The 20875-nt window shown below is 67.6% G+C and carries 21 protein-coding genes; 17 read left to right on the top strand and 4 right to left on the bottom strand.

Annotation, left to right across the window (positions count from 1 at the left end; translation table 11 throughout):
* The first annotated feature begins 131 nt into the window (after nt 1-131).
* Nucleotides 132-938 (top strand): MetQ/NlpA family ABC transporter substrate-binding protein, encoded by an 807-nt coding sequence (locus E4A48_RS14535; protein ID WP_142742661.1) that lies wholly within the window; start codon nt 132-134, stop codon nt 936-938.
* 12 nt (nt 939-950) lie between these two features.
* Complete coding sequence (locus E4A48_RS14530; protein WP_058196951.1) at nt 951-1514, top strand: hypothetical protein; 564 nt, start codon at nt 951-953, stop codon at nt 1512-1514.
* A gap of 72 nt (nt 1515-1586) precedes the next feature.
* On the opposite strand, the gene E4A48_RS14525 is transcribed toward E4A48_RS14530, so the two are convergent.
* Nucleotides 1587-2219: an OmpW/AlkL family protein gene (locus tag E4A48_RS14525; protein ID WP_039007953.1), complete on the bottom strand. Its 633-nt coding sequence runs from the start codon at nt 2217-2219 to the stop codon at nt 1587-1589.
* Between the two features lie 188 nt (nt 2220-2407).
* On the opposite strand from E4A48_RS14525, the gene E4A48_RS14520 reads away from it, so the two are divergent.
* Entirely contained in the window at nt 2408-2950 is a 543-nt protein-coding gene (locus E4A48_RS14520; protein WP_185910662.1) for a DNA-deoxyinosine glycosylase, read from the top strand.
* Here the strand turns inward: E4A48_RS14520 and E4A48_RS14515 are convergent, their stop codons facing one another.
* Complete coding sequence (locus E4A48_RS14515) at nt 2951-3709, bottom strand: hypothetical protein (RefSeq protein ID WP_142742659.1); 759 nt, start codon at nt 3707-3709, stop codon at nt 2951-2953.
* 244 nt (nt 3710-3953) lie between these two features.
* Between E4A48_RS14515 and aceF the strand changes: the two genes are divergently transcribed.
* Nucleotides 3954-5723, top strand: coding sequence for a dihydrolipoyllysine-residue acetyltransferase (gene aceF / locus E4A48_RS14510; RefSeq protein WP_142742658.1), 1770 nt, complete (start codon nt 3954-3956; stop codon nt 5721-5723).
* Between the two features lie 131 nt (nt 5724-5854).
* Nucleotides 5855-7660, top strand: a complete 1806-nt coding sequence (gene lpdA / locus E4A48_RS14505; RefSeq protein ID WP_142742657.1) for a dihydrolipoyl dehydrogenase — start codon at nt 5855-5857, stop codon at nt 7658-7660.
* 148 nt (nt 7661-7808) lie between these two features.
* On the opposite strand, the gene E4A48_RS14500 is transcribed toward lpdA, so the two are convergent.
* Nucleotides 7809-8636, bottom strand: a complete 828-nt coding sequence (locus tag E4A48_RS14500) for a porin family protein (protein ID WP_039007944.1) — start codon at nt 8634-8636, stop codon at nt 7809-7811.
* A gap of 437 nt (nt 8637-9073) precedes the next feature.
* Here E4A48_RS14500 and E4A48_RS14495 point away from each other — a divergent pair, with 437 nt between their 5' ends.
* The 10 genes from E4A48_RS14495 to E4A48_RS14450 all read left to right on the top strand — a co-directional run bounded on the left by E4A48_RS14495 (nt 9074) and on the right by E4A48_RS14450 (nt 17481).
* Nucleotides 9074-9439: an ATP synthase subunit I gene (locus E4A48_RS14495; RefSeq protein WP_141696343.1), complete on the top strand. Its 366-nt coding sequence runs from the start codon at nt 9074-9076 to the stop codon at nt 9437-9439.
* A 27-nt stretch (nt 9440-9466) separates the two neighbouring features.
* A complete protein-coding gene (atpB, locus tag E4A48_RS14490) occupies nt 9467-10261 on the top strand; it encodes a F0F1 ATP synthase subunit A (RefSeq protein ID WP_039007940.1) in 795 nt (264 codons plus the stop codon).
* A 78-nt stretch (nt 10262-10339) separates the two neighbouring features.
* A complete protein-coding gene (gene atpE, locus E4A48_RS14485) occupies nt 10340-10639 on the top strand; it encodes a F0F1 ATP synthase subunit C (RefSeq protein ID WP_003476079.1) in 300 nt (99 codons plus the stop codon).
* A gap of 117 nt (nt 10640-10756) precedes the next feature.
* Nucleotides 10757-11227 (top strand): F0F1 ATP synthase subunit B, encoded by a 471-nt coding sequence (locus E4A48_RS14480; RefSeq protein ID WP_004425439.1) that lies wholly within the window; start codon nt 10757-10759, stop codon nt 11225-11227.
* A gap of 1 nt (nt 11228) precedes the next feature.
* Nucleotides 11229-11756, top strand: coding sequence for a F0F1 ATP synthase subunit delta (locus tag E4A48_RS14475; RefSeq protein WP_009609780.1), 528 nt, complete (start codon nt 11229-11231; stop codon nt 11754-11756).
* A gap of 147 nt (nt 11757-11903) precedes the next feature.
* Nucleotides 11904-13451: a F0F1 ATP synthase subunit alpha gene (atpA, locus tag E4A48_RS14470; protein WP_039009301.1), complete on the top strand. Its 1548-nt coding sequence runs from the start codon at nt 11904-11906 to the stop codon at nt 13449-13451.
* A gap of 144 nt (nt 13452-13595) precedes the next feature.
* Nucleotides 13596-14459, top strand: a complete 864-nt coding sequence (atpG, locus tag E4A48_RS14465) for a F0F1 ATP synthase subunit gamma (protein WP_003476073.1) — start codon at nt 13596-13598, stop codon at nt 14457-14459.
* Nucleotides 14460-14599: 140 nt separating this feature from the next.
* On the top strand, nt 14600-16006 hold the full coding sequence (gene atpD / locus E4A48_RS14460; RefSeq protein WP_003476072.1) for a F0F1 ATP synthase subunit beta: 1407 nt from the start codon (nt 14600-14602) through the stop codon (nt 16004-16006).
* Nucleotides 16007-16176: 170 nt separating this feature from the next.
* Nucleotides 16177-16599 carry a F0F1 ATP synthase subunit epsilon gene (locus E4A48_RS14455; protein ID WP_039007930.1) on the top strand — a complete coding sequence of 141 codons (423 nt, stop codon included), beginning with the start codon at nt 16177-16179 and terminating at the stop codon, nt 16597-16599.
* 309 nt (nt 16600-16908) lie between these two features.
* Entirely contained in the window at nt 16909-17481 is a 573-nt protein-coding gene (locus E4A48_RS14450; RefSeq protein WP_039007928.1) for a chorismate mutase, read from the top strand.
* Nucleotides 17482-17702: 221 nt separating this feature from the next.
* On the opposite strand, the gene E4A48_RS14445 is transcribed toward E4A48_RS14450, so the two are convergent.
* Complete coding sequence (locus E4A48_RS14445; protein WP_142742656.1) at nt 17703-18086, bottom strand: GtrA family protein; 384 nt, start codon at nt 18084-18086, stop codon at nt 17703-17705.
* A gap of 143 nt (nt 18087-18229) precedes the next feature.
* On the opposite strand from E4A48_RS14445, the gene glmU reads away from it, so the two are divergent.
* Nucleotides 18230-19594: a bifunctional UDP-N-acetylglucosamine diphosphorylase/glucosamine-1-phosphate N-acetyltransferase GlmU gene (glmU, locus tag E4A48_RS14440; protein ID WP_039007924.1), complete on the top strand. Its 1365-nt coding sequence runs from the start codon at nt 18230-18232 to the stop codon at nt 19592-19594.
* Nucleotides 19595-19714: 120 nt separating this feature from the next.
* On the top strand, nt 19715-20671 hold the full coding sequence (locus E4A48_RS14435) for a right-handed parallel beta-helix repeat-containing protein (protein ID WP_039007922.1): 957 nt from the start codon (nt 19715-19717) through the stop codon (nt 20669-20671).
* Nucleotides 20672-20875 lie beyond the last annotated feature (204 nt).

The raw sequence follows: 20875 nt of genomic DNA, 5'->3' as shown, positions 1-20875 counted from the left end.
CGCATCGCGCTTCTCGCGCTCCTCCACGAGAGCCGCCACGGGCCTTTCGCCGCATGCAGCGGCCGGGTCTGCTAGCTTGCTCGCAGCGCCGCCCGCGCCATTGTTCTCCCCATGTTTCCGGATTCCCGCCCATGACCAAACTCCCGCTTCGTCTGCTGCTCGGCGCCGCCGTGCTCGCCCTGGCCGCCTGCGGCAAGACCTCCGCGCCCGGCGCCGACAACGCAACGCTCAGCGTCGCCGCCACCGCGGTGCCGCATGCGGAGATCCTGCAGGTGGTCAAGCCGCTACTGGCCAAGCAGGGCGTGACCCTGCAGGTGCGCGTATTCAACGATTACGTGCAGCCCAACGACCAGGTGGTGCAGAAGCAGATCGACGTGAACTATTTCCAGACCGAGCCATACCTGGACGCCTACAACCGCGATCGCAAGAGCGGCCTGGTCACCGTGATCGGCGTGCATATCGAGCCGTTCGGCGCGTATTCGCGCCGCTTCAAAGCGCTGGCCGCGCTGCCGCAGGGCGCCGACGTGGTGATCCCCAACGATCCCAGCAACAACAGCCGCGCGCTGATCCTGCTCGACAAGGCCGGGGTCATCAAGCTCAAGGATCCGGCCAATGCGCTGTCCACCCAGCGCGACATCGTCGCCAACCCGAAGCAGCTGAAATTCCGCGAACTGGATTCGGCGATGCTGCCGCGGGTGCTGGACCAGGTCGATCTGGCCCTGATCAACACCAACTACGCGCTCGACGCCGGACTCAATCCCACGCGCGACGCGCTGGCGATCGAGAGCAAGGACTCGCCGTACGTGAACTTCCTGGTCGCGCGTGCCGACAACAAGGACGATCCGCGCGTGCAGAAGCTGGCCAAGGCGCTGACCAGCCCCGAGGTCAAGGCCTTCATCGAACGCAAGTACCGGGGCGCCGTATTGCCGGCGTTCTGAGCGAGCCTGCGCATGCCGTTGCTGCTGGCCCTTCCCCTGGCGATCGTGATCGCGCTGGCGGTGACCGCGGTGCTGGTGCCGCTGTCGCTGCTGCAGCGCTTCCGCTACGGCACCGCGCGGCGTCAGGCGCGGGCGTGGCTGGCCAGCGTGCAGTTCTGGTCGGCACTGGTGTCGAGCCTCGTGTTGCTGGGCTTCGCATTGATCGCATCGCACTGGTGGCCCGGTGCGGCGATGTATGCCTGCATCGGCTGGGCGGCGGGCCTGGCGCTGGGCGCGCTGGGCATCTGGCTGAGCCGGTTCGAACCGCTGCCGCAGGGCCTGTACTACACGCCGAACCTGTGGCTGGTGCTGGGCTTGACGCTGCTGGTGGTGGCGCGCATCGGCGCCGGCCTGGTGCAGGGCTGGCGCAGCATGAACGAAAGTGCGGCGTGGCCGGCGCAGGGCTGGATGAGCCATGCCAACCTGCTCGGCGCGGCGGCGTTGTTGCTCGGCTACGCGTGCGCCTATGCGTGGCTGTTGCGGCGCCGTGTGCGCCATTTCGATCGCTACCGTGGCTACGACCGTTCGCCGCGCTGAACCCCAGGCGGCGACGCAAAAACAAACGGGCCCGAAGGCCCGTTTGCAGGTGACGCGGTGCTGCAGGCGTGCTTAGAAGCGCGCGCCGACGCCGAAGCTGACCAGCCACGGATCCAGCTTCAGATCCTGGCCGGTGCCGCTGCCGGCGACCTGCACTTCCGGACGCGAATGCATGTAGCGGGCATCGGCGCGGGCGAACCAGGTCGAGTTGATGTTCATGTCCACGCCGACGGTGCCGATCGCGCCCTTGGCGGTGTCCAGGCCGACGTGCTGGCCGCTGGCCGACAGGCCGTCGATCTTCTCGTTGCTGAAGTTGGACTCGTAGTAACCGACGCCGACGAACGGACGGAACACGTTGTCCGCCTGGCCGAAGTGGTACTGGCCGCTCAGCGCCAGCGGCTGCTGCTCGACGGTACCGACCTTGCCCACGCCGCTGGCGGTGACACGGTGGTTGAACTTGTCGGCGGCGCCCCACAGCTCGACGGCCCAGTTGTCGTTGATCAGCCAGCTGGCGCTGAGGGTCGGCGCCGGGCCGCCATCGACATTGAGGCCGTTGGCCGGCTTGGAATGGGGGTCGAGCAGGGTCGCGCTGCCGACGACGGCAAAGCGCTTGCCGGATGCGGTGTCGGCATCCTGCGCAAACGCGGCGGGCGCGAACGCAAGGGCGGAAACGACAGCCAGGCTCAGGATTTGAATGGACCGCATGGGAATCTCCTCAATCTTTTTTTTGTGGGGCCACAGGAGTGGGCGCGCACACCGTATCGATGAGAAGATGAATCGACGCCGACCCCGGCCCCGCGAAGGCGGGCGTTGTTCAGGCACGGGCCGCCAAGGCTTGAAATAACGAGGTTTTAATACTTGGCGGCATTCACCCACATGCGCGCGATGTGACGATGCAGGACGTATTGCAGGGCTTGCCTGCGCAGATTCGCGACGATTGCCGGGTGCTGATTCTCGGCTCCATGCCCGGTGCGATGTCGTTGCAGTACGCCCGCTATTACGCGCATCCGCGCAATCGCCTGTGGCCGCTGCTGGGCGCGCTGTGCGGTTTCGATCCGCAACAGGACTACGACGCGCGGTTGCAGGCGATGCAGGCCTGCGGCGTGGGCCTGTGGGACGTGATCGGCCAGTGCCGGCGCCGCGGCAGCCTGGACACGGCGATCGTGCGTGGCAGCGAAGTACCCAATCCCTTGCCCGCGCGCATCGCGCAATTGCCGCAGTTGCGCGCGATCGCCTGCAACGGCGCCGCGGCGGCGCAGGCGTTCGCGCGTTTCGTGCAGCCGCAGCTGGCGCCGCGCGAAGCGCCGCTGGCGGTGCTGGCGCTGCCCTCGACCAGTCCGGCCAACGCCGCCTTTTCGCTGCCGCGGTTGCAGCAGGCGTGGGCGCCGCTGCAGGCCTGGCTGATGCCGCTGTCGGCAGCGCCGGCACCGCGCTGATCAGTGGCGCGCGCGCAGCCCCGGCGCGCGCAGCCGCAGCCACAGCGTCTGCACCGGCAGCGCCGCGGCCAGCGCCAGCGCCACCCAGGCCGCGCTGCGCGCACCGTCCAGGCCGCTGCCGGCCTGCTTGACGTAGACCGCGGCCAGCGCCCACAGCGCCGCGGCGACATAGGCCAGGTTGCCGCGCATCGCCCGGTTCAGGCCGAGCAGCAGCGCCGCGGCCAGCGCGAACAGCAGCAGGCTCCACGGCAGCATGTGCTCGGTGGACAGCCAGCGGTAGGCGACGATCACCTGCGCGGTGTCGAGGAAGGCGGCCAGCGACAGCCAGCCGGCATGCAGCGACAGCGGTAGCCAGGCCCACAGCGCCTGCCACGGCTCGGCGCGCCGATCGCGCGACAGGCGCAGCGCGGCCAGCGCCAGGCACGCCAGCGCCGCCCAGATCACCGCCAGCGCCAGCAGGAAATGCTGCTGCGAGAACACCGGCATCCACAGCGCGGTGAGGCCGAAGCCCAGCGCCGCCGGCAGCCGCACCCGCTTCAGCGCGCTGTCGCACCGGCGCCGCGGCGACAGCTGCCATGCAGCGAAGGCCAGGTCGAGCAGGAAGATCGGCCCCCAGATCGCGAAGGCGTAGCCGGCGGCGACGATCAGGGTCGGGTAGCGGTCGGAGATCGCGCCGTTGCTCGGGCCGAACGCGCCGCGCCGCGCAAACCAGGCGACCAGCGGCATCGCCAGCGACATCAACAGCACGAACGCACGCATGGCGGCACTCCGGTCGGGGTGCGGCGCATCCTAGGCGCCCGCCCGTGAAGGCCGCGCGCCGGCGGCCGCCACGCGGGCGGCCGGACAATGCGCCGGCGTACAGTCCGTCGCGCACGCCCATCCCGGCGCTTCCTGGCGCCGCCGCGCGGCCGCTGCGGGGTTTTTTGCCAGGCAAAGGTTGGCGCTGCGGCTGCGGGCCGCCACAATAGGGGTTTCCCCCTCATTAGTTGCCGGAGTTGCCCGCATGGCCGAAATCAAGGAAGCACTTGTCCCCGATATCGGTGACTACAGCGACGTCCCGGTAATCGAAGTGCTGGTGGCGGTCGGCGACACGGTGAAGAAGGACCAGAGCCTGGTCACCCTCGAGTCGGACAAGGCGACGATGGAAGTGCCGTCGCCGTTCGCCGGCGTGGTCAAGGAGTTGAAGGTCAAGATCGGCGACAGCCTGTCCGAAGGCAAGCTGGTGGCCTTGATCGAAGTGGCCGAGGACGGCGCCAGCGCCGCGCCGGCAGCGGCCCCAGCAGCGGCCAAGGCCGCGCCAGCGCCGGCCAGGCAGGAACCGCCCCAGCCGGCGCCGGCCGCGCAGCAGGCGAGCAAGCCGGCGGCGGCCGCGGGCGGCGCCGGCATCGTCGAGGCGCGCGTGCCGGACATCGGCGACTACAGCGACGTGCCGGTGATCGAGGTGCTGGTCGCTGTCGGCGATACCGTGGCCAAGGACCAGAGCCTGGTCACCCTGGAATCGGACAAGGCGACGATGGAAGTGCCTTCGTCGGTGGCCGGCGTGGTCAAGGAACTGAAGGTCAAGGTCGGTGACAGCCTGTCCGAAGGCAAGGTCGTGGCGCTGATCGAAGTGGCCGGCGCCAGCGCCGACGCGCCGGCGGCAGGCGCGATCCAGCCCAGCGCCGAAACCGGCGGCGGGGTGGAGCCGGTGCCGGCCTCGGCCGCGCCGGACAAGCTCGCGCAGCGCGAGATCGCCCAGGTGCAAGGCTCGGCGCCGGCCAAGGCGGGCGCGGCCGCGCCGTCGGCCGGCACCCCGAGCAGCCCGCCGGTGGAGTTCAACGCCGACAGCGTGCTGCCGCAGAAAGTGCCCTACGCCAGCCCGGCGGTGCGCGTGTTCGCCCGTGAACTGGGCGTTGACCTGTTCCAGGTCAGCGGCACCGAGCAGGGCGGGCGCATCACCAAGGACGACGTGCAGCGCTACGTCAAGGCCGCGTTGGCCGGCGGCGTGCCGGCCGCAGCGGCCGGTGGCGCAAGCTCGGCCGGCGGCGGCAAGGGCCTGAGCCTGCTGCCGTGGCCGAAAGTCGATTTCGCCAAGTTTGGCGAGGTCGAGGTCAAGCCGCTGTCGCGGATCAAGAAGATCTCCGGCGCCAACCTGGCGCGCAACTGGGCGATGATCCCGCACGTCACCCAGTTCGAACAGGCCGACATCACCGACCTGGAAGCGCTGCGCGTGGCGCTGAACAAGGAAAACGAAAAGGCCGGCATCAAGCTGACCATGCTCGCCTTCCTGCTCAAGGCCAGCGCCGCGGCGCTGAAGCAGTTCCCCGACTTCAACGCCTCGCTGGATGCGGCTGGCGAGAACCTGACCCTGAAGAAGTACTTCCACATCGGGTTCGCCGCCGACACCCCGAACGGGCTGGTGGTGCCGGTGATCCGCGACGTGGACAAGAAGGGCGTGGTCGAGCTGGCGCGCGATAGCGGCGAGCTGGCCAAGAAGGCGCGCGACGGCAAGCTCGGCCCGGCCGAGATGAGCGGCGGCTGCTTCTCGATCAGTTCGCTCGGCGGCATCGGCGGCACCGCGTTCACGCCGATCGTCAATGCACCGGAAGTGGCGATCCTGGGCGTGTCCAAGGCGGCGATCCAGCCGGTCTGGAACGGCAAGGAATTCGCGCCGAAGTTGATGCTGCCGTTGTCGCTGAGCTACGACCACCGGGTCATCGACGGCGCCGCGGCGGCGCGCTTCACCACCTACCTGAGCCAGGTGCTGGCGGACATGCGCCGCGTGCTGCTGTAAGTCCTGCCGCAACGGCGCCGCGCCCGGCGCGGCCCGTGTTTCCCCCACCTGCGTGCGCCGCGTCCATCGCGGCGCCGCCGTAGAACTGCAATCGCCCGCCGGCGCGCCGGCCGGGCCACAGGAGAAGCTGCATGGCGGTCATTGAGGTCAAGGTCCCGGATATCGGCGACTACAGCGAGGTTCCGGTCATCGAGGTGCTGGTCGCCGTCGGCGACTCGGTGAAGAAGGACCAGGGCCTGCTGACCCTGGAGTCGGACAAGGCCACGCTGGAAGTGCCGTCGGCGGCGGCGGGCGTGATCAAGGAGCTGAAGGTCAAGCTCGGCGACACCTTGTCCGAAGGCGCGGTGATCGCGCTGCTGGAAACCGAGGACGCCGGCGCCGCGTCGGCGGCCGCGCCTGCGGCGGCCAAGGCCGACGCGCCGGCCAGTAAGCCGCCGGTGGCGCCGTCGCATCGCGCCCCGGCCGAGCCGCCGGTGCCCAAGCCGGCGCTGGCCAGCGGCAAGCCGGCCGACATCGAATGCAAGATGGTGGTGCTCGGCGCCGGTCCCGGCGGCTACACCGCCGCGTTCCGCGCCGCCGACCTGGGCCTGGACACGGTGCTGATCGAGCGCTACCCCAGCCTCGGCGGCGTCTGCCTCAACGTCGGCTGCATCCCGTCCAAGGCGTTGTTGCACGCCGCCGCGGTGATCGACGAGGTCGCCCACGCCGGCGATTTCGGCGTGACCTTCAGCGCGCCCAAGATCGCCCTGGACAAGCTGCGCACGTACAAGGAAAACGTGGTCGGCAGGCTCACCGGCGGCCTGGCCAGCATGGCCAAGCAGCGCAAGGTGCGCACCGTCACTGGCGTGGCCAGCTTCGTGTCGCCGAACGAACTGGAGATCGTCGGCGCCGACGGCAAGACCCAGCTGCTGCGCTTCGAACACTGCATCATCGCCGCCGGTTCGCAGGCGGTGAAGCTGCCGAACTTCCCGTGGGACGACAAGCGGGTGATGGATTCCACCGACGCGCTGGAGCTGCAGGAGATCCCCAAGACCCTGCTGGTGGTCGGCGGCGGCATCATCGGCCTGGAAATGGCCACCGTGTACAGCGCGCTGGGCAGCAAGGTTACCGTGGTCGAGTTCATGGACCAGCTGATGCCGGGCGCCGACAAGGACCTGGTCAAGCCGCTGGCCGAGCGGCTGAAGAAGCAAGGCGTGCAGATCCATCTGAAGACCAAGGCCACTGAGGTCAAGGCCGACAAGAAGGGCATTACCGTGTCCTTCGAAGCCGCAGCCGCGGGCGAGACGCCGGCGCTGGGGGCGACCAGCTACGACCGCGTGCTGGTCGCGGTAGGCCGTTCGCCGAACGGCAAGAAGATCGGCGCGGAGAAGGCCGGGGTCAACGTCACCGAGCGCGGCTTCATCCCGGTCGATCGGCAGATGCGCAGCAATGTGCCGCACATCTTCGCCATCGGCGATATCGTCGGTAACCCGATGCTGGCGCACAAGGCCACCCACGAGGGCAAGCTGGCCGCGGAAGTGGCGGCGGGCGAGAAGAAAGAGTGGGTGGCGCGGGTGATCCCGTCGGTGGCCTACACCAACCCGGAAATCGCCTGGGTCGGCGTCACCGAGACCGAGGCCAAGGCCAAGGGCCTTAAGGTCGGCGTGGCCAAGTTCCCGTGGGCGGCCAGCGGCCGCGCCATCGGCATCGGCCGCACCGAGGGCTTCACCAAGCTGATCTTCGACGAGGACACCCACCGCATCATCGGCGGCGCCATCGTCGGCGTGCATGCCGGCGACCTGCTGGCCGAGATCGGCCTGGCGATCGAGATGGGCGCGGAGGCCGAGGACATCGGCCATACCATCCACGCCCATCCAACACTGAGCGAGTCGGTCGGCATGGCCGCCGAGGTCTACGACGGCACCATCACCGACCTGTACATCCCGAAGAAGAAGTAGGCGCAGGCCTGTTCGCAGCGCAAAACCCCGGCCCGTGCCGGGGTTTTGCGTTTCTACAGCGCCACAACGACAAAACCCCGCATCGCCGCAGGGTCCTGCATAAAACTTCTTGCGAGTCCCGAGTCCCGAGTCCCGAGTCCCGAAGGAATCAGAACGCGAAGGTCACACCGGCCACCGGACCCTTGAACTCCTGCTTCAGGCCGACGGTGGTCAGCGAGTCGATGTTGGAGTCGGTCTTGCGGTCCACGTCCAGCTTGAACCAGTCGTAGCCGGCGAAGATGCCGAAGTTCCTGGTGAAACGGTACTCGACGATGGCATTGGCGCGGCTCAGATCGCCGTCGTATTTGCCGAAATCGCCCCACTTGGTGTTGAGGTACTGGCCCTGCACGTTGAACAGCCAATGCTCGCTGGGCCGGGCAGTGAAGCGTACGCCGACCACCGGCGCGGCGCCGTCCTTGCTCTCGTCGATGAATGTGCCCGAATACAGGTCGCCCAGGTCGGCGTAGGCATTGGCCTGGACCTTGGCCCATTCGGCGCCGAGCTGCAGGCCCAGGCTGAACTGCTGGGTGTCGATCACCGAGTAGTCGTATACCAGGCTGGCGACCTGGTACTTCAGCTCGCCCTTGACGAAGCTGCCGCTCGGCACGGTGACGCCGTCGTAGCTGACGTCCTCGCCCAGTTGCTCGCGGCGATCCCTGTCGTACTTGAAGTAGTCGAAGATCAGGCGCTGGCGGGTGCTGATGCGGAATATGCCGTCCACGCGCGGCTCCCATTCCTTGCCGCCGAAGCCGAAGTCCTGCGAGCCGGAGATCGCGTTGCCGTCGATGGTGGTGTTGCCGCGCAGGGTGTTGTCGTTGTCTACGTTCATCGCGCCGAGGCGGAGGGTGAAGCGGTCGTCGCCGTCTTCGGCGTGGGCGGGAAGGGCGTAGGCAGCGGCGAGCGCGCACGGCAACACCAGGGCAAGCAAGTGTTTCATAGGGGGTAGAGCTCCGTCATCTGGGGATGGGTGCGCCGGGGTGGCGAGCGCCACCACGTGCCGCAACTATCCTTAAAACCGTGTCCACCATCCGTGAAGGTATGGAGGTGGCGTCGGTCACGGAATCTCAGGCAAAAAGAAGAGCCCCGGTCGCCCGGGGCTCCATGGGTCCGCGCTGCAAATCGACGAGGATGGGCGCAGTCCCTGCATGATCGGACCGGAGGCGAGGTGAAAAGTTCCCACGCAAATCTCTGGTGCGATGCATCAATCCAGGCCGCGGTGCGGGTCCGCGACGTGGTATCGTTGGCGGCTTGGGTCGATCAGGGGGACGGCCGCAACCGTTGCCGGTTGTCTCGCAAATTGTCCCATTGCTATAATTCCGCGGCTAGACGGACGCTAAGACGTCCTCAAATCCACCACCAACTGCAGGATTTTCTGTGCTGAACTCCGTTGATGCGGGTCGGCGGCTGATGCTGCGCGCAGCGATTTACCCGCTGCTGGCGGTGGCCGTGGTTTCCCTGGCGTTCCTGCTGCTGGGGCCGAAGTACGCCATGGGCGCCGCCGCAACCGGGCTGGCGACGGTGGTGGGAGGATGGCTGGCGGCACGCACCGCGTTGAGCGGCGGCGTGCAGGCGGCAGGTGCGGCGATGGCGCGGTTGATCGTGGCCATGGTGCTGAAGTGGGTGTTGATATTCGCGGTGCTGGCGCTGGGCTTTGCCTGGTGGCGGTTGCCTCCTCTGGCCCTGTTGGCGGGTATCGCCGTCGGGCTGATGTTCCAGGTTCTGGCGCTGGCCAGACGTTGATCGAATCACGATAAAGGCTCAGGACTCATGGCGGGCGAGGAAGCAACCCCTACCTCCTACATCCAGCACCACTTGCAGAACCTCACCTTCCAGGTGCAGGAAGGCGGGTTCTGGCAGGTGCACGTCGATACCCTGGTCATGTCGGTGCTGTCCGGCCTGCTGATGGTGTTCGGCTTCTGGATCGCCACGCGCAAGGCCACCGCCGGCGTGCCGGGCAAGTGGCAGGCGTTCGTGGAGATCCTGCTGGAGTTCGTCGACCGCCAAGTCAAGGACACCTACCACGGCACCAGCAAGCTGGTGACCCCGATCGCGATCACCCTGTTCTTCTGGATCCTGATGATGAACCTCATCAAGATGGTCCCGGCGGACTTCATCGCCAGGCCGCTTGAAATGGCCGGCGTGCACTACTGGAAGCCGGTGCCCACCGCCGACGTCAATGCCACCCTGGGCATGTCGATCAGCGTGTTCTTCCTGATGATCTTCTTCTCGCTGCGCTCCAAGGGCGTGGGCGGGATGACCAAGGAATTCCTGACCGCCCCGTTTGGCAAGTGGATGCTGCCGTTCAACCTGATCCTCAATATCGTCGAGTGGGTGAGCAAGCCGATCTCGCTGGCGATGCGACTGTTCGGCAACATGTTCGGCGGCGAGATCGTGTTCCTGCTGATCTGGGTGCTGGGCGGTGCCGGCATCTTCGGCGCCCTGGCCGGCGGCGCGTTCGGCTTCGGCTGGATGCTGTTCCACCTGCTGGTGATTCCGTTGCAGGCTTTCATCTTCATGATGCTGTCCATCGTGTATCTGAGCCTGGCGGAAGACAGCCACTGACGTTTCTGTTTCACGCGTTTTACGCAACCCTTCGTTCGATTCACCATCCTCAAGCAACTTTAGTTCTCGGAGAAAACCATGTCCTTCGCCGTCCTGACCAACCTCGCCCAAGTCCAGAGCTCCACCGTCCTCGCCGTCGGCATCATGATCGGCCTGGCCGCGCTGGGCGCCGGCCTCGGTCTGGCCATCATGGCCGGCAAGTTCCTGGAGTCGGCCGCGCGCCAGCCGGAACTGATCCCGGTGCTGCAGGTGCGCATGTTCATCACCGCCGGCCTGATCGACGCCGCGTTCATCATCAGCGTCGCGGTCGGCCTGCTGTTCGCATTCGCCAACCCGATGATCGGCGAGTTCGTGTCGCGCCTGCCGCAGGGCGGCTGATCCAGTAGCACCGGCGGACGGCCGCAGCGATGCGGCTGCCCCGCTGCGGATGAAGGTTCGGACGCGCCCGCCGCGATGGCGGCGCGTCCACCCCGTCACTTTGGCTGAGCGTACCCCATGAATATCGGTCTCACCCTCTTTGCCCAGGCGCTGGCGTTTGCCGGTCTGATCTGGATCGTCGCGACCAAGATCTGGCCGCCGCTGACGAAGGCCATCGAAGAGCGCCAACAGAAGATCGCCGAAGGCCTCGCCGCCGCCGATCGCAGCCAGAAGGACCTGGCGCAGGCGCAGGAAAAGGTCAACGAAGCGCTGAAGGACGCACGCGTCAAGGCCAACGAAATCATCGACCAGGCCCACGCGCGCGCCAACCAGATCGTCGAGGCGGCCAAGCACGAGGCGATCGCCGAGGCCAACCGGCAGAAGGATCTGGCCCAGGCCGAGATCGACGCCGCCGCCAACCGTGCGCGCGAAGAACTGCGTCGCCAAGTGTCGCTGCTGGCGGTGAGCGGTGCGGAAAAGCTGCTCAAGCGCGAAATCGATGCCAACGCCCACAAGGCGCTGCTCGACGCGCTGGCGGCGGAGATCTGAGATGAGCCAGGCCCTCACACTGGCGCGTCCGTATGCCCGCGCCGCGTTCGCCGCGGCCAGCGATGCCGGCAAGCTCGCGCCCTGGTCGCAGGCCCTGGCGTTGTCCGCCCAGGTCGCCGCCGATCCGCGCGTGGCGGCGTTGCTGCACAACCCGCAGCTGCAGCGCGAGCAGGCGGTGGCGCTGCTCGCGCCGCAGGTGGCCGACGAGCAGTACGCGCGCTTCCTGGGCCTGCTGGCCGAAGCGCAGCGGCTGCCGCTGCTGCCCGAGATCGCTGGGCTGTACGATCAGCTGCGGGCCGAGGCCGAATCCGTGGTCAAGGCCAACGTGACCTCGGCCACCCAGCTCAGCGACGCGGAAGTGGCCTCGTTGAAGGTGGCGTTGAAGCAGCGCTTCGGCCGCGAGGTCGAGATCACCACGGCGGTGGACGCTTCGCTGATCGGCGGCGCGGTGATCGACGCCGGCGACGTGGTCATCGACGGTTCGCTGAAAGGCAAGCTGTCGCGCCTGCAATCCGCACTGGCCCACTAAGAAGCGGGAATGGCGAATAGAGAAAAGAGAACCCGGCCCGGCGGAGACGCCAGCAGCGATTCCCGATTCCCCATTCCCGATTCTCAAAGAAGCTAACCAAACGTCGCCATCCGCCTTCGCGCGGTGGACGATCCGAAGGAAACCAAGATGGCAACCACGCTCAACCCCTCCGAAATCAGCGAACTGATCAAGAACCGCATCGAGCAGGTCACGCTGGCCGCGGAGTCGCGCAACGAAGGCACGGTCACCAGCGTGTCCGACGGCATCGTGCGCATCTTCGGCCTGGCCGACGTGATGCAGGGCGAGATGATCGAACTGCCGAACGAGACCTACGCCCTGGCGCTGAACCTGGAGCGCGACTCGGTCGGCGCCGTGGTGCTCGGCGACTACGAGAACCTGCGCGAAGGCGACGTGGCCAAGACCACCGGCCGCATCCTGGAAGTGCCGGTGGGCAAGGAACTGCTCGGCCGCGTGGTCAACGCGCTGGGCGAGCCGATCGACGGCAAGGGCCCGCTCGGCACCAGCGCGACCGCGCCGGTGGAGCGCGTGGCGCCGGGCGTGATCTGGCGCAAGTCGGTCGACCAGCCGGTGCAGACCGGCTACAAGTCGGTCGATGCGATGATCCCGATCGGCCGCGGCCAGCGCGAGCTGGTCATCGGCGACCGCCAGACCGGCAAGACCGCGCTGGCGATCGATGCGGTGATCAACCAGAAGAGCACCGGCATCAAGTGCGTGTACGTGGCGATCGGGCAGAAGGCCTCGACCGTGGCCAACATCGTGCGCAAGCTGGAAGAGAACGGCGCGATGGCGCATACCATCGTGGTCGCCGCGACCGCCTCCGAATCGGCGGCGATGCAGTACATCAGCGCTTACGCCGGCTGCACCATGGGCGAGTACTTCATGGACCGCGGCGAAGACGCGCTGATCGTGTACGACGATCTGTCCAAGCAGGCGGTGGCCTACCGCCAGATCTCGCTGCTGCTGAAGCGCCCGCCGGGCCGCGAAGCGTATCCGGGCGACGTGTTCTACCTGCACAGCCGCCTGCTGGAGCGCGCCGCGCGCGTGTCCGAGGACTACGTGGAGAAGTTCACCAACGGCGAAGTGACGGGCAAGACCGGTTCGCTAACCGCGCTGCCGATCATCGAAACCCAGGCCGGCGACGTGTCCGCGTTCGTGCCGACCAATGTGATCTCGATCACCGATGGCCAGATCTTCCTGGAAACCGACCTGTTCAACGCCGGCATCCGTCCGGCGGTGAACGCGGGCATCTCGGTGTCGCGCGTCGGCGGCGCCGCGCAGACCAAGATCATCAAGAAACTGTCCGGCGGTATCCGCATCTCGCTGGCGCAGTACCGCGAGCTGGCGGCGTTCGCGCAGTTCGCCTCGGACCTGGACGAAGCCACCCGCAAGCAGCTCGAGCGCGGCCAGCGCGTCACCGAGCTGATGAAGCAGAAGCAGTACCTGCCGATGTCCATCGCCAACCAGGCGCTGTCGATCTACGCGGTCAACGAAGGCTTCCTGGACGACGTGCCGGTCAACAAGATCGGCGCGTTCGAGGAAGGCCTGCACGCGCATTTCGCCAACACCGCCGGCGAGCTGATCGCCAAGGTCAACGACAGCGGCGACTGGAACGGCGAGATCGAAGCGGCGTTCAAGAAGGGCATCGGCGAGTTCAAGACGACTGGTAGCTGGTAAGCGGAACCGGGACCAGGGACCGGGGACCGGGGACCCGCGAAAGCGGCGTCCACGGTTCACCGTCCCAGGTGCCGGCGACAACAACGATCTGTGATCGAGGGCCTTCCGGGTCCCCGGTCCCCGGTCCCGAGTCCCGAGAAGAGAATGGCAGGCGGACGCGAAATCAAAACCAAGATCAAGAGCGTGCAAAACACCCGCAAGGTGACGCGCGCGCTCGAGATGGTCTCGGCCTCCAAGATCCGCAAGGCGCAGGATCGGATGAAGACCTCGCGCCCGTACGCGCAGGCGATGAAGCAGGTGATCGGGCATCTGGCGCAGGCCAGCACCGACTACACGCATCCGTTCCTGGTGCAGCGCGACGCGGTCAAGCGTGTCGGCTACATCGTGATCTCCTCCGATCGCGGCCTGGCCGGCGGCCTCAACAACAACCTGTTCCGCAAGATGCTGGGCGAAGTGCGCCAGTGGCAGGACCAGGGCGCCGGCATCGACGTGGTCACCATCGGCCAGAAGGCCTCGGTGTTCTTCCGCCGGCTCAAGGTGGACATGGTCGGCAGCGTCAGCCACCTCGGCGACGTGCCGCAGCTGGAGCAGCTGATCGGCGTGATCAAGGTGATGCTGGATGCGTTCACCGAGGGCAAGGTCGACCGCGTCTACCTGGTCTACAACCGCTTCGTGAACACGATGACGCAGAAGGCCAGCTTCGACCAGCTGCTGCCGCTGCCGGCGGCGGAGAACCAGGTGGCGCACCACGACTGGGACTACCTGTACGAACCCGATGCCGCGAGCGTGCTGGAGCACGTGATGACGCGCTACATCGAGTCGCTGGTGTACCAGGCGGTGCTGGAGAACGTGGCCTCCGAACATGCCGCACGCATGGTCGCGATGAAGGCCGCCAGCGACAACGCCAACAAGCTGATCAGCACATTGCAGCTCATTTACAACAAGGCGCGGCAGGCGGCGATCACCCAGGAAATTTCCGAGATCGTCGGCGGCGCGGCGGCCGTCTGACGACGGCCGCGGGATTGGAGATTGGGGATTCGCAGAAGCAGCAGGCGCGCTTACGAATTCCCAATCACGACTCCCGAATCACGGATCACTGAAGGGCCGACCCGTTGGCCGATCGAACTAAGTTAACCGGAGCAGCAAACATGAGTCAGGGCAAGATCGTTCAGATCATCGGCGCGGTCGTCGACGTCGAATTCGCGCGTGCCGATGTGCCGAAGATTTACGACGCACTCAAGGTCGAAGGCACGGCCATCACGCTGGAAGTGCAGCAGCAGTTGGGCGACGGCATCGTGCGCACCATCGCGCTCGGTTCCACCGACGGCCTCAAGCGCAACCTGCTGGCGACCAACACCGGCCGTGCGATCTCGGTGCCGGTCGGCCCGGGCACGCTGGGCCGCATCATGGACGTGCTGGGCCGCCCCATCGACGAGGCCGGCGAGGTGCAGGCCACCGACCATTGGGAAATCCACCGCGCCGCGCCGAGCTACGAAGACCAGTCCTCGGCCACCGAGCTGCTGGAAACCGGCATCAAGGTCATCGACCTGATGTGCCCGTTCGCCAAGGGCGGCAAGGTCGGCCTGTTCGGCGGCGCCGGCGTCGGCAAGACCGTCAACATGATGGAACTGATCAACAACATCGCCAAGGCGCACGCGGGCCTGTCCGTGTTCGCCGGCGTGGGCGAGCGTACCCGCGAGGGCAACGACTTCTACCACGAGATGAAAGACTCCAACGTCCTGGACAAGGTCGCGATGGTGTACGGCCAGATGAACGAGCCGCCGGGCAACCGCCTGCGCGTGGCACTGACCGGCCTGACCATGGCCGAGTACTTCCGCGACGAGAAGGACGAGAACGGCAAGGGCAAGGACGTGCTGCTGTTCGTCGACAACATCTACCGCTACACCCTGGCCGGTACCGAAGTGTCGGCGCTGCTGGGGCGCATGCCGTCGGCGGTGGGCTACCAGCCGACCCTGGCCGAGGAAATGGGCGTGCTGCAGGAGCGCATCACCTCGACCAAGACCGGCTCGATCACCTCGATCCAGGCCGTGTACGTGCCCGCGGACGATTACACCGACCCGTCGCCGGCGACCACCTTCGCCCATCTCGACTCGACCGTCGCGCTGTCGCGCAGCATCGCCTCGCTGGGTATCTACCCGGCAGTGGACCCGCTGGATTCGACCTCGCGCATGATGGATCCGAACGTGATCGGCCACGAGCACTACGACACCGCCCGCCGCGTGCAGATGACCCTGCAGAAGTACAAGGAACTGAAGGACATCATCGCGATCCTGGGCATGGACGAGCTGTCCGAAGAGGACAAGCAGTCGGTGTCGCGCGCGCGCAAGATCGAGCGCTTCTTCAGCCAGCCGTTCCACGTGGCCGAAGTGTTCACCGGCTCGCCGGGCAAGTACGTGTCGCTGAAGGACACCATCCGCGGCTTCAAGGGCATCGTCGAAGGCGAGTACGACCATCTGCCGGAGCAGGCGTTCTACATGGTCGGCAGCATCGAAGAAGCGGTCGAGAAGGCCAAGAAGATGGCCGAGAAGGCCTGATCCGGATCCTGGCCGCGCTGCGGCCGGGATGCGGAAGCACCAATCGCCAATCGAGCATCGTCAGGGCGGGTCGCTGGAGCGTCGAAGAACCGGGAACAGGATGCGGCCGCCGAGCCGCCTCCGCGTCCCGGGTCCCGAGTCCCGAGTCCCGCCTCACCCAGTGAGGCACCATGAGCACCATCCGTTGCGACATCGTCAGCGCCGAGCACGAGATCTACCACGGTGAAGCGACCCTGGTGGTCGCCACCGGCGAGCTGGGCGAGCTGGGCATCGCGCCCAAGCACGCGCCGCTGATCACCCGGCTCAAGCCCGGCAAGGTGGTGGTCACCACCCCCAGCGGCGAGCAGCTGGATTTCGCCATTTCCGGCGGCATCCTCGAGGTACAGCCGCAGGTGGTGACCATCCTGGCCGACACCGCGATCCGCGCGCAGGACATCGACGAGGCGTCGGTGCGCAAGGCCAAGGAAGAAGCCGAGCGTATGCTGGCCAACCGCGGCGACGGCATCGACGTGGCCGAGGCGCAGGCCAAGCTGGCGGAAGTCACCGCGCAGCTGCAGGCGCTGGAACGCCTGCGCAAGAACCTCAAGCATTAGCCAAACCGTGCGCCCGCCTGGCGGCCGCACGATCGGGACGAAGACGCCGGCGATTGCCGGCGTTTTTCGTTGATGAAATGCGTCACGTGCTGGCTCCTTAGCGGCGACGGCCGCACATGCGCCGCAGCGCGGTGGGGTCTGCGCGACAGTGACATGGCGCACGGCGCTGGCTTTATCGCCGCTGACTCGATCGCGCGCTTGCGCCGCAAGCGCGGCGTGCTGCAATGCAATCGTCCACCGGCTTCGGCAAGATGGCGGCCCGATCTGCGCATCCTTCCCCCACGCAGACGGTTCCCCTGGAGACACACGATGACCGCTTCCGTTGCTGCCACACTCCCGCGCGCGCTGACCGCGCTGCTGGCCGGCGCTGCCATGTTGGGCTGCGCGATGCCTGCGCGCAGCGCCACCCAGATCGAACCGCTGCTCGACCATATCGTCGAGCGCAACGCGATCGGCGACCAGGTCGCGCTGAGCAAATGGGACAGCGGCAAGCCGGTGCTGGATGCCACGCGCGAGGCCGCGGTGCTGGCCAACGTACGCGCGCAGGCGCCGGCGCACGGCGTGGACGCGGACGACGCGGCGCGCTTCTTCGGCATGCAGATCGAGTCCAACAAGCTGGTGCAATACCAGCTGCTGGCGCGCTGGCGGCTGCGCGGTCGCGCCCCGAACCAGGCGCGTCCGGACCTGACCGCGCTGCGCGCGCGTCTGGACCAACTGCAGGGCGAGATGCTGGACGCGCTGCAGGCCAGCGCCGCGGCCCGGCAGGCGCCGGATTGCCCGGCAGCGACCGCGCGCGCGGCCGAGGCCTATGCGCTGCGCTGGCAGCTGGACCAGGTCCATCGCACCGCACTGGTGCGCAGTCTTGGCGATTTCTGCCACTGAGCGGGGCGAGCGGGTCGCAGTCGCGCCGATTGCACCCGCACCCGGCCTGCGCCGCCGAGCGCGCGCAGGCCGATCATCTGCTGCAGCTTCCTTCCTAGTTGTGGGAGCGACTTCAGTCGCGACGGGCTCTACCGGTAAAGCCCGTCGCGACTGAAGTCGCTCCCACAAGCGCCAGTATGCCGCGGGCTGTGCGCGGCACTGATGTCTGCGCCCCAGCGCGCCTAGCGGTACACCACGTGCCGTCCGAGGAAGAACGACAGCACCGCCAGCACGCCTTCGACCACCGGCTTGGCCAGCCAGGCCAGGCGCAGGCCCAGCGCGTCTACGCACAGCGCCACCAGCCAGGTGCTGAGCAGGGTCAGCACGCTCCACATCGCCATGAAGCGGCCGAAGCGCTGCCAGCCCAGGCGCACGCCGTCGTCGCCGGCGAAGGTGATGCGGCCGTTGAGCCAGAAGCCGAGCAGGGCGCCGCACACGCGGCCGAGCACGTTGGCCGGGATCGGCGGCATGCCGGCGGCGGTCGCTGCGACGAACACGCTCCAGTCGATCAGCAGTTGCAGCAGTCCGATCACCACGAATTGACTGCCCTGGCGCAGCAGACTCATGCAAGCCCTGGGTTGGGATCAAGCGCGCATCCTAGCGTCTACCGCGCAGATGTATATGCCGCCGCGGCGCGATGGCGCGGGCATTGCGGCACGCACACGCGGCTGCCTCTAAAATCCCCGTCTACCCGGAATGGAACCTGCCCATGAGCCTGCCCCTGCACGTCGTGATCCTTGCCGCCGGCGCGGGCAAGCGGATGAAGTCGGCCAAGCCCAAGGTGCTGCAGCCGGTCGCCGGCCGGCCGATGCTGGCGCATGTGATCGAGACCGCTCGCCAGCTGCAGCCGGCGGCGATCCACGTGGTCTACGGGCACGGCGGCGACGCGGTACGCGCCGTGTTCGGCGCGCAGCCGGACCTGCTGTGGGCCGAGCAGGCGCAGCAGCTGGGTACCGGGCACGCGCTGCAGCAGGCGATGGCCGCGGTGCCGGATGCGGCCACCGTGTTGGTGCTGTACGGCGACGTGCCGCTGATCCGCGCCGACACCTTGTTGCGCCTGCTGCATTCGCCCGGGCGGCTGGCGGTGCTGGTGGCCGAACCCGAGGACCCCAGCGGCTATGGCCGCATCGTGCGCGATGCGGCGGGCAAGGTCGCCGCGATCGTGGAGCACAAGGAGGCCGACCACGAGCAGCGCCGCATCCGCATCATCAACACCGGCATCGTCACTGCCGAATCCACCGCGCTCAAGCGCTGGCTGGCGCAACTGCGCAGCGACAACGCGCAGGGCGAGTACTACCTCACCGACGTGTTCGCCGCCGCCGCCGCCGAATTCACCCCGGCGGAGATGGTGCTGGTGGCCGATCCGACCGAGGCCGAAGGCGCCAACGACCCGTGGCAGCTGGCGCAGCTGGAGCGCGCCTGGCAGCTGCGCGCGGCGCGTGCGCTGTGCGAGCAGGGCGCGCACCTGCTCGACCCGAACCGGCTGGACCAGCGCGGCCGTGTGCGCGTGGGCCGCGACGTGTGCATCGACGTGAACGTGGTACTGGAAGGCGAGGTGGAACTGGGCGACGGGGTCAGCATCGGCCCGTTCGTGCGCTTGAAGGACGTGGTGCTGGGGCCGGGCACCGAAGTGCGCGCGCATTGCGACCTGGAAGGCGTGATCACCGAGGGCGCGGCAATGATCGGTCCGTTCGCGCGGCTGCGGCCGGGCACGGTGCTGGCCGACGGCGTGCACATCGGCAACTTCGTGGAGACCAAGCAGGCGGTGCTCGGGGTCGGCAGCAAGGCCAATCATCTGAGTTATCTGGGCGATGCCAGGATTGGCAGCGGGGTCAACATCGGCGCCGGCACCATCACCTGCAACTACGACGGCGTGAACAAGTCGCAGACCACGATCGGCGACGACGTCTTCGTCGGCTCCAACAGCGCGCTGGTGGCGCCGCTGACGATCGGTGCGGGGGCGACCATCGGTGCCGGGTCGGTGATCACCCGCGATGCGCCGGCCGGCCAGCTCACCGTGGCGCGGGCGCGGCAGGCCTCGCACGAAGACTGGAAGCGGCCGAAGAAGAAATAGCCGGCAGTACGCGCCTGGCGGCGCGTGACAGGCATCGCAGCCGTACGTGCAGGGCTGCGCTAGGGTGGCGCGGCTGGCCGGATCCTGCGCCAGCGCCGCGACGCTCCATGGAGGTGTTCGATGTCGGTACGACGCATGCGGTGGTGGGTCTTGATGGTGCTGGTGGCGGCGAGCGTCGCGCACGCACAGACGTTCCGCCTGTATCTGGCGCCGGACGGCAACGATGCCGCGGCCGGGACCAGTGCCGCGACCGCATTGAAGACATTGAGCGCCGCGCAGCAACGATTGCTGGCGCAGCCGCCGCCGGCCGCGGTGGAGATCGTGGTCGCGCCCGGCACCTATCTGGGCCAGTCGGTGCGCTGGACGTTCCGCAATGGCGCACCGCTGCGCATCGTCGCCGCCTCCGGTGCGGCGACGATGCCGCACTTCGATGGACGCGGCGGCGGCACCTGGTTCACCCTGCGCGGCGGCGGCAATCAGCGCACCCAGTTGCAGGTCGTCGGCCTGGAGGTCAGCGACTACTGGATGGCGATGGACCTGGGCGGCAGCAACGCCGCCGCCGACGGCAATGCCGGCAACAGCATCCGCGGCATGCGCTTCACCCGCATCGGCGGCCTCCATGGTCAGGGCGATCCGGCGTATTCGTACGCGGCGATCCGGCTGCAGAACTCGCGCGACAACGTGATCGCCGACAACCAGTTCAGCGCGATCGAGAACAGCAAGGACACCTCCGGCTACCTCCATGCGCTGTACCTGGCACGGCATTCGACCGGCAACACGGTCGAAGGCAACAGTTTCACCGACGTCAACGGCGACGTGGTGCGCACCCGCGATGGGTCCGACGCGACCCTGGTGCGCGGCAACCGCTTCGTGCGCGCCGGCAAGTACGCCGCGTTCTCCGACTGGTTCGACCCGGACCAGGGCGAATGCCCGTCGCAGGGCGGGCGCTTCGTCGACAACACGGTGGGCGCGGGTTACTACGGCGCGATTCCGGCCACCGCCACGACCGGCGCCGACGATGCCTGTGGCGCGCTGGGTACGCCGCGCATCGTCGAGCGCGGCACGGTGCGCGAGTGAGTGCGCCGACAGATGTTGCGAACCCTGTAGGAGGCTTCAGCCGCGATAGGTTCCCAAGCCGGAAGGCCCGCCGCTGCGCTCGTCGCGACTGAAGTCGCTCCCACAAGGGCTTCCGCGGCGCAGTCGCGCTACGAGGTCTTTTGTGGGAGGGGCTTCAGTCCCGACGGCATGCCAGTTCGGAAAAATCGCTACTTCGCTCGTCGC

It is taken from the genome of Xanthomonas translucens pv. cerealis, assembly GCF_006838285.1.
Classification (GTDB): Bacteria; Pseudomonadota; Gammaproteobacteria; order Xanthomonadales; family Xanthomonadaceae; genus Xanthomonas_A; species Xanthomonas_A cerealis.
This window is presented reverse-complemented; position numbering and strand designations above follow the sequence as displayed.

What these genes read in the sequence shown, in the direction of transcription:
- E4A48_RS14535 (WP_142742661.1), top strand. Translation starts at nt 132, where the DNA reads ATGACCAAACTCCCGCTTCGTCTGCTGCTCGGCGCCGCCGTGCTCGCC.
- E4A48_RS14530 (WP_058196951.1), top strand. Translation starts at nt 951, where the DNA reads ATGCCGTTGCTGCTGGCCCTTCCCCTGGCGATCGTGATCGCGCTGGCG.
- E4A48_RS14525 (WP_039007953.1), bottom strand. Translation starts at nt 2,219, where the DNA reads ATGCGGTCCATTCAAATCCTGAGCCTGGCTGTCGTTTCCGCCCTTGCG.
- E4A48_RS14520 (WP_185910662.1), top strand. Translation starts at nt 2,408, where the DNA reads ATGCAGGACGTATTGCAGGGCTTGCCTGCGCAGATTCGCGACGATTGC.
- E4A48_RS14515 (WP_142742659.1), bottom strand. Translation starts at nt 3,709, where the DNA reads ATGCGTGCGTTCGTGCTGTTGATGTCGCTGGCGATGCCGCTGGTCGCC.
- aceF (WP_142742658.1), top strand. Translation starts at nt 3,954, where the DNA reads ATGGCCGAAATCAAGGAAGCACTTGTCCCCGATATCGGTGACTACAGC.
- lpdA (WP_142742657.1), top strand. Translation starts at nt 5,855, where the DNA reads ATGGCGGTCATTGAGGTCAAGGTCCCGGATATCGGCGACTACAGCGAG.
- E4A48_RS14500 (WP_039007944.1), bottom strand. Translation starts at nt 8,636, where the DNA reads ATGAAACACTTGCTTGCCCTGGTGTTGCCGTGCGCGCTCGCCGCTGCC.
- atpB (WP_039007940.1), top strand. Translation starts at nt 9,467, where the DNA reads ATGGCGGGCGAGGAAGCAACCCCTACCTCCTACATCCAGCACCACTTG.
- atpE (WP_003476079.1), top strand. Translation starts at nt 10,340, where the DNA reads ATGTCCTTCGCCGTCCTGACCAACCTCGCCCAAGTCCAGAGCTCCACC.
- E4A48_RS14480 (WP_004425439.1), top strand. Translation starts at nt 10,757, where the DNA reads ATGAATATCGGTCTCACCCTCTTTGCCCAGGCGCTGGCGTTTGCCGGT.
- E4A48_RS14475 (WP_009609780.1), top strand. Translation starts at nt 11,229, where the DNA reads ATGAGCCAGGCCCTCACACTGGCGCGTCCGTATGCCCGCGCCGCGTTC.
- atpA (WP_039009301.1), top strand. Translation starts at nt 11,904, where the DNA reads ATGGCAACCACGCTCAACCCCTCCGAAATCAGCGAACTGATCAAGAAC.
- atpG (WP_003476073.1), top strand. Translation starts at nt 13,596, where the DNA reads ATGGCAGGCGGACGCGAAATCAAAACCAAGATCAAGAGCGTGCAAAAC.
- atpD (WP_003476072.1), top strand. Translation starts at nt 14,600, where the DNA reads ATGAGTCAGGGCAAGATCGTTCAGATCATCGGCGCGGTCGTCGACGTC.
- E4A48_RS14455 (WP_039007930.1), top strand. Translation starts at nt 16,177, where the DNA reads ATGAGCACCATCCGTTGCGACATCGTCAGCGCCGAGCACGAGATCTAC.
- E4A48_RS14450 (WP_039007928.1), top strand. Translation starts at nt 16,909, where the DNA reads ATGACCGCTTCCGTTGCTGCCACACTCCCGCGCGCGCTGACCGCGCTG.
- E4A48_RS14445 (WP_142742656.1), bottom strand. Translation starts at nt 18,086, where the DNA reads ATGAGTCTGCTGCGCCAGGGCAGTCAATTCGTGGTGATCGGACTGCTG.
- glmU (WP_039007924.1), top strand. Translation starts at nt 18,230, where the DNA reads ATGAGCCTGCCCCTGCACGTCGTGATCCTTGCCGCCGGCGCGGGCAAG.
- E4A48_RS14435 (WP_039007922.1), top strand. Translation starts at nt 19,715, where the DNA reads ATGTCGGTACGACGCATGCGGTGGTGGGTCTTGATGGTGCTGGTGGCG.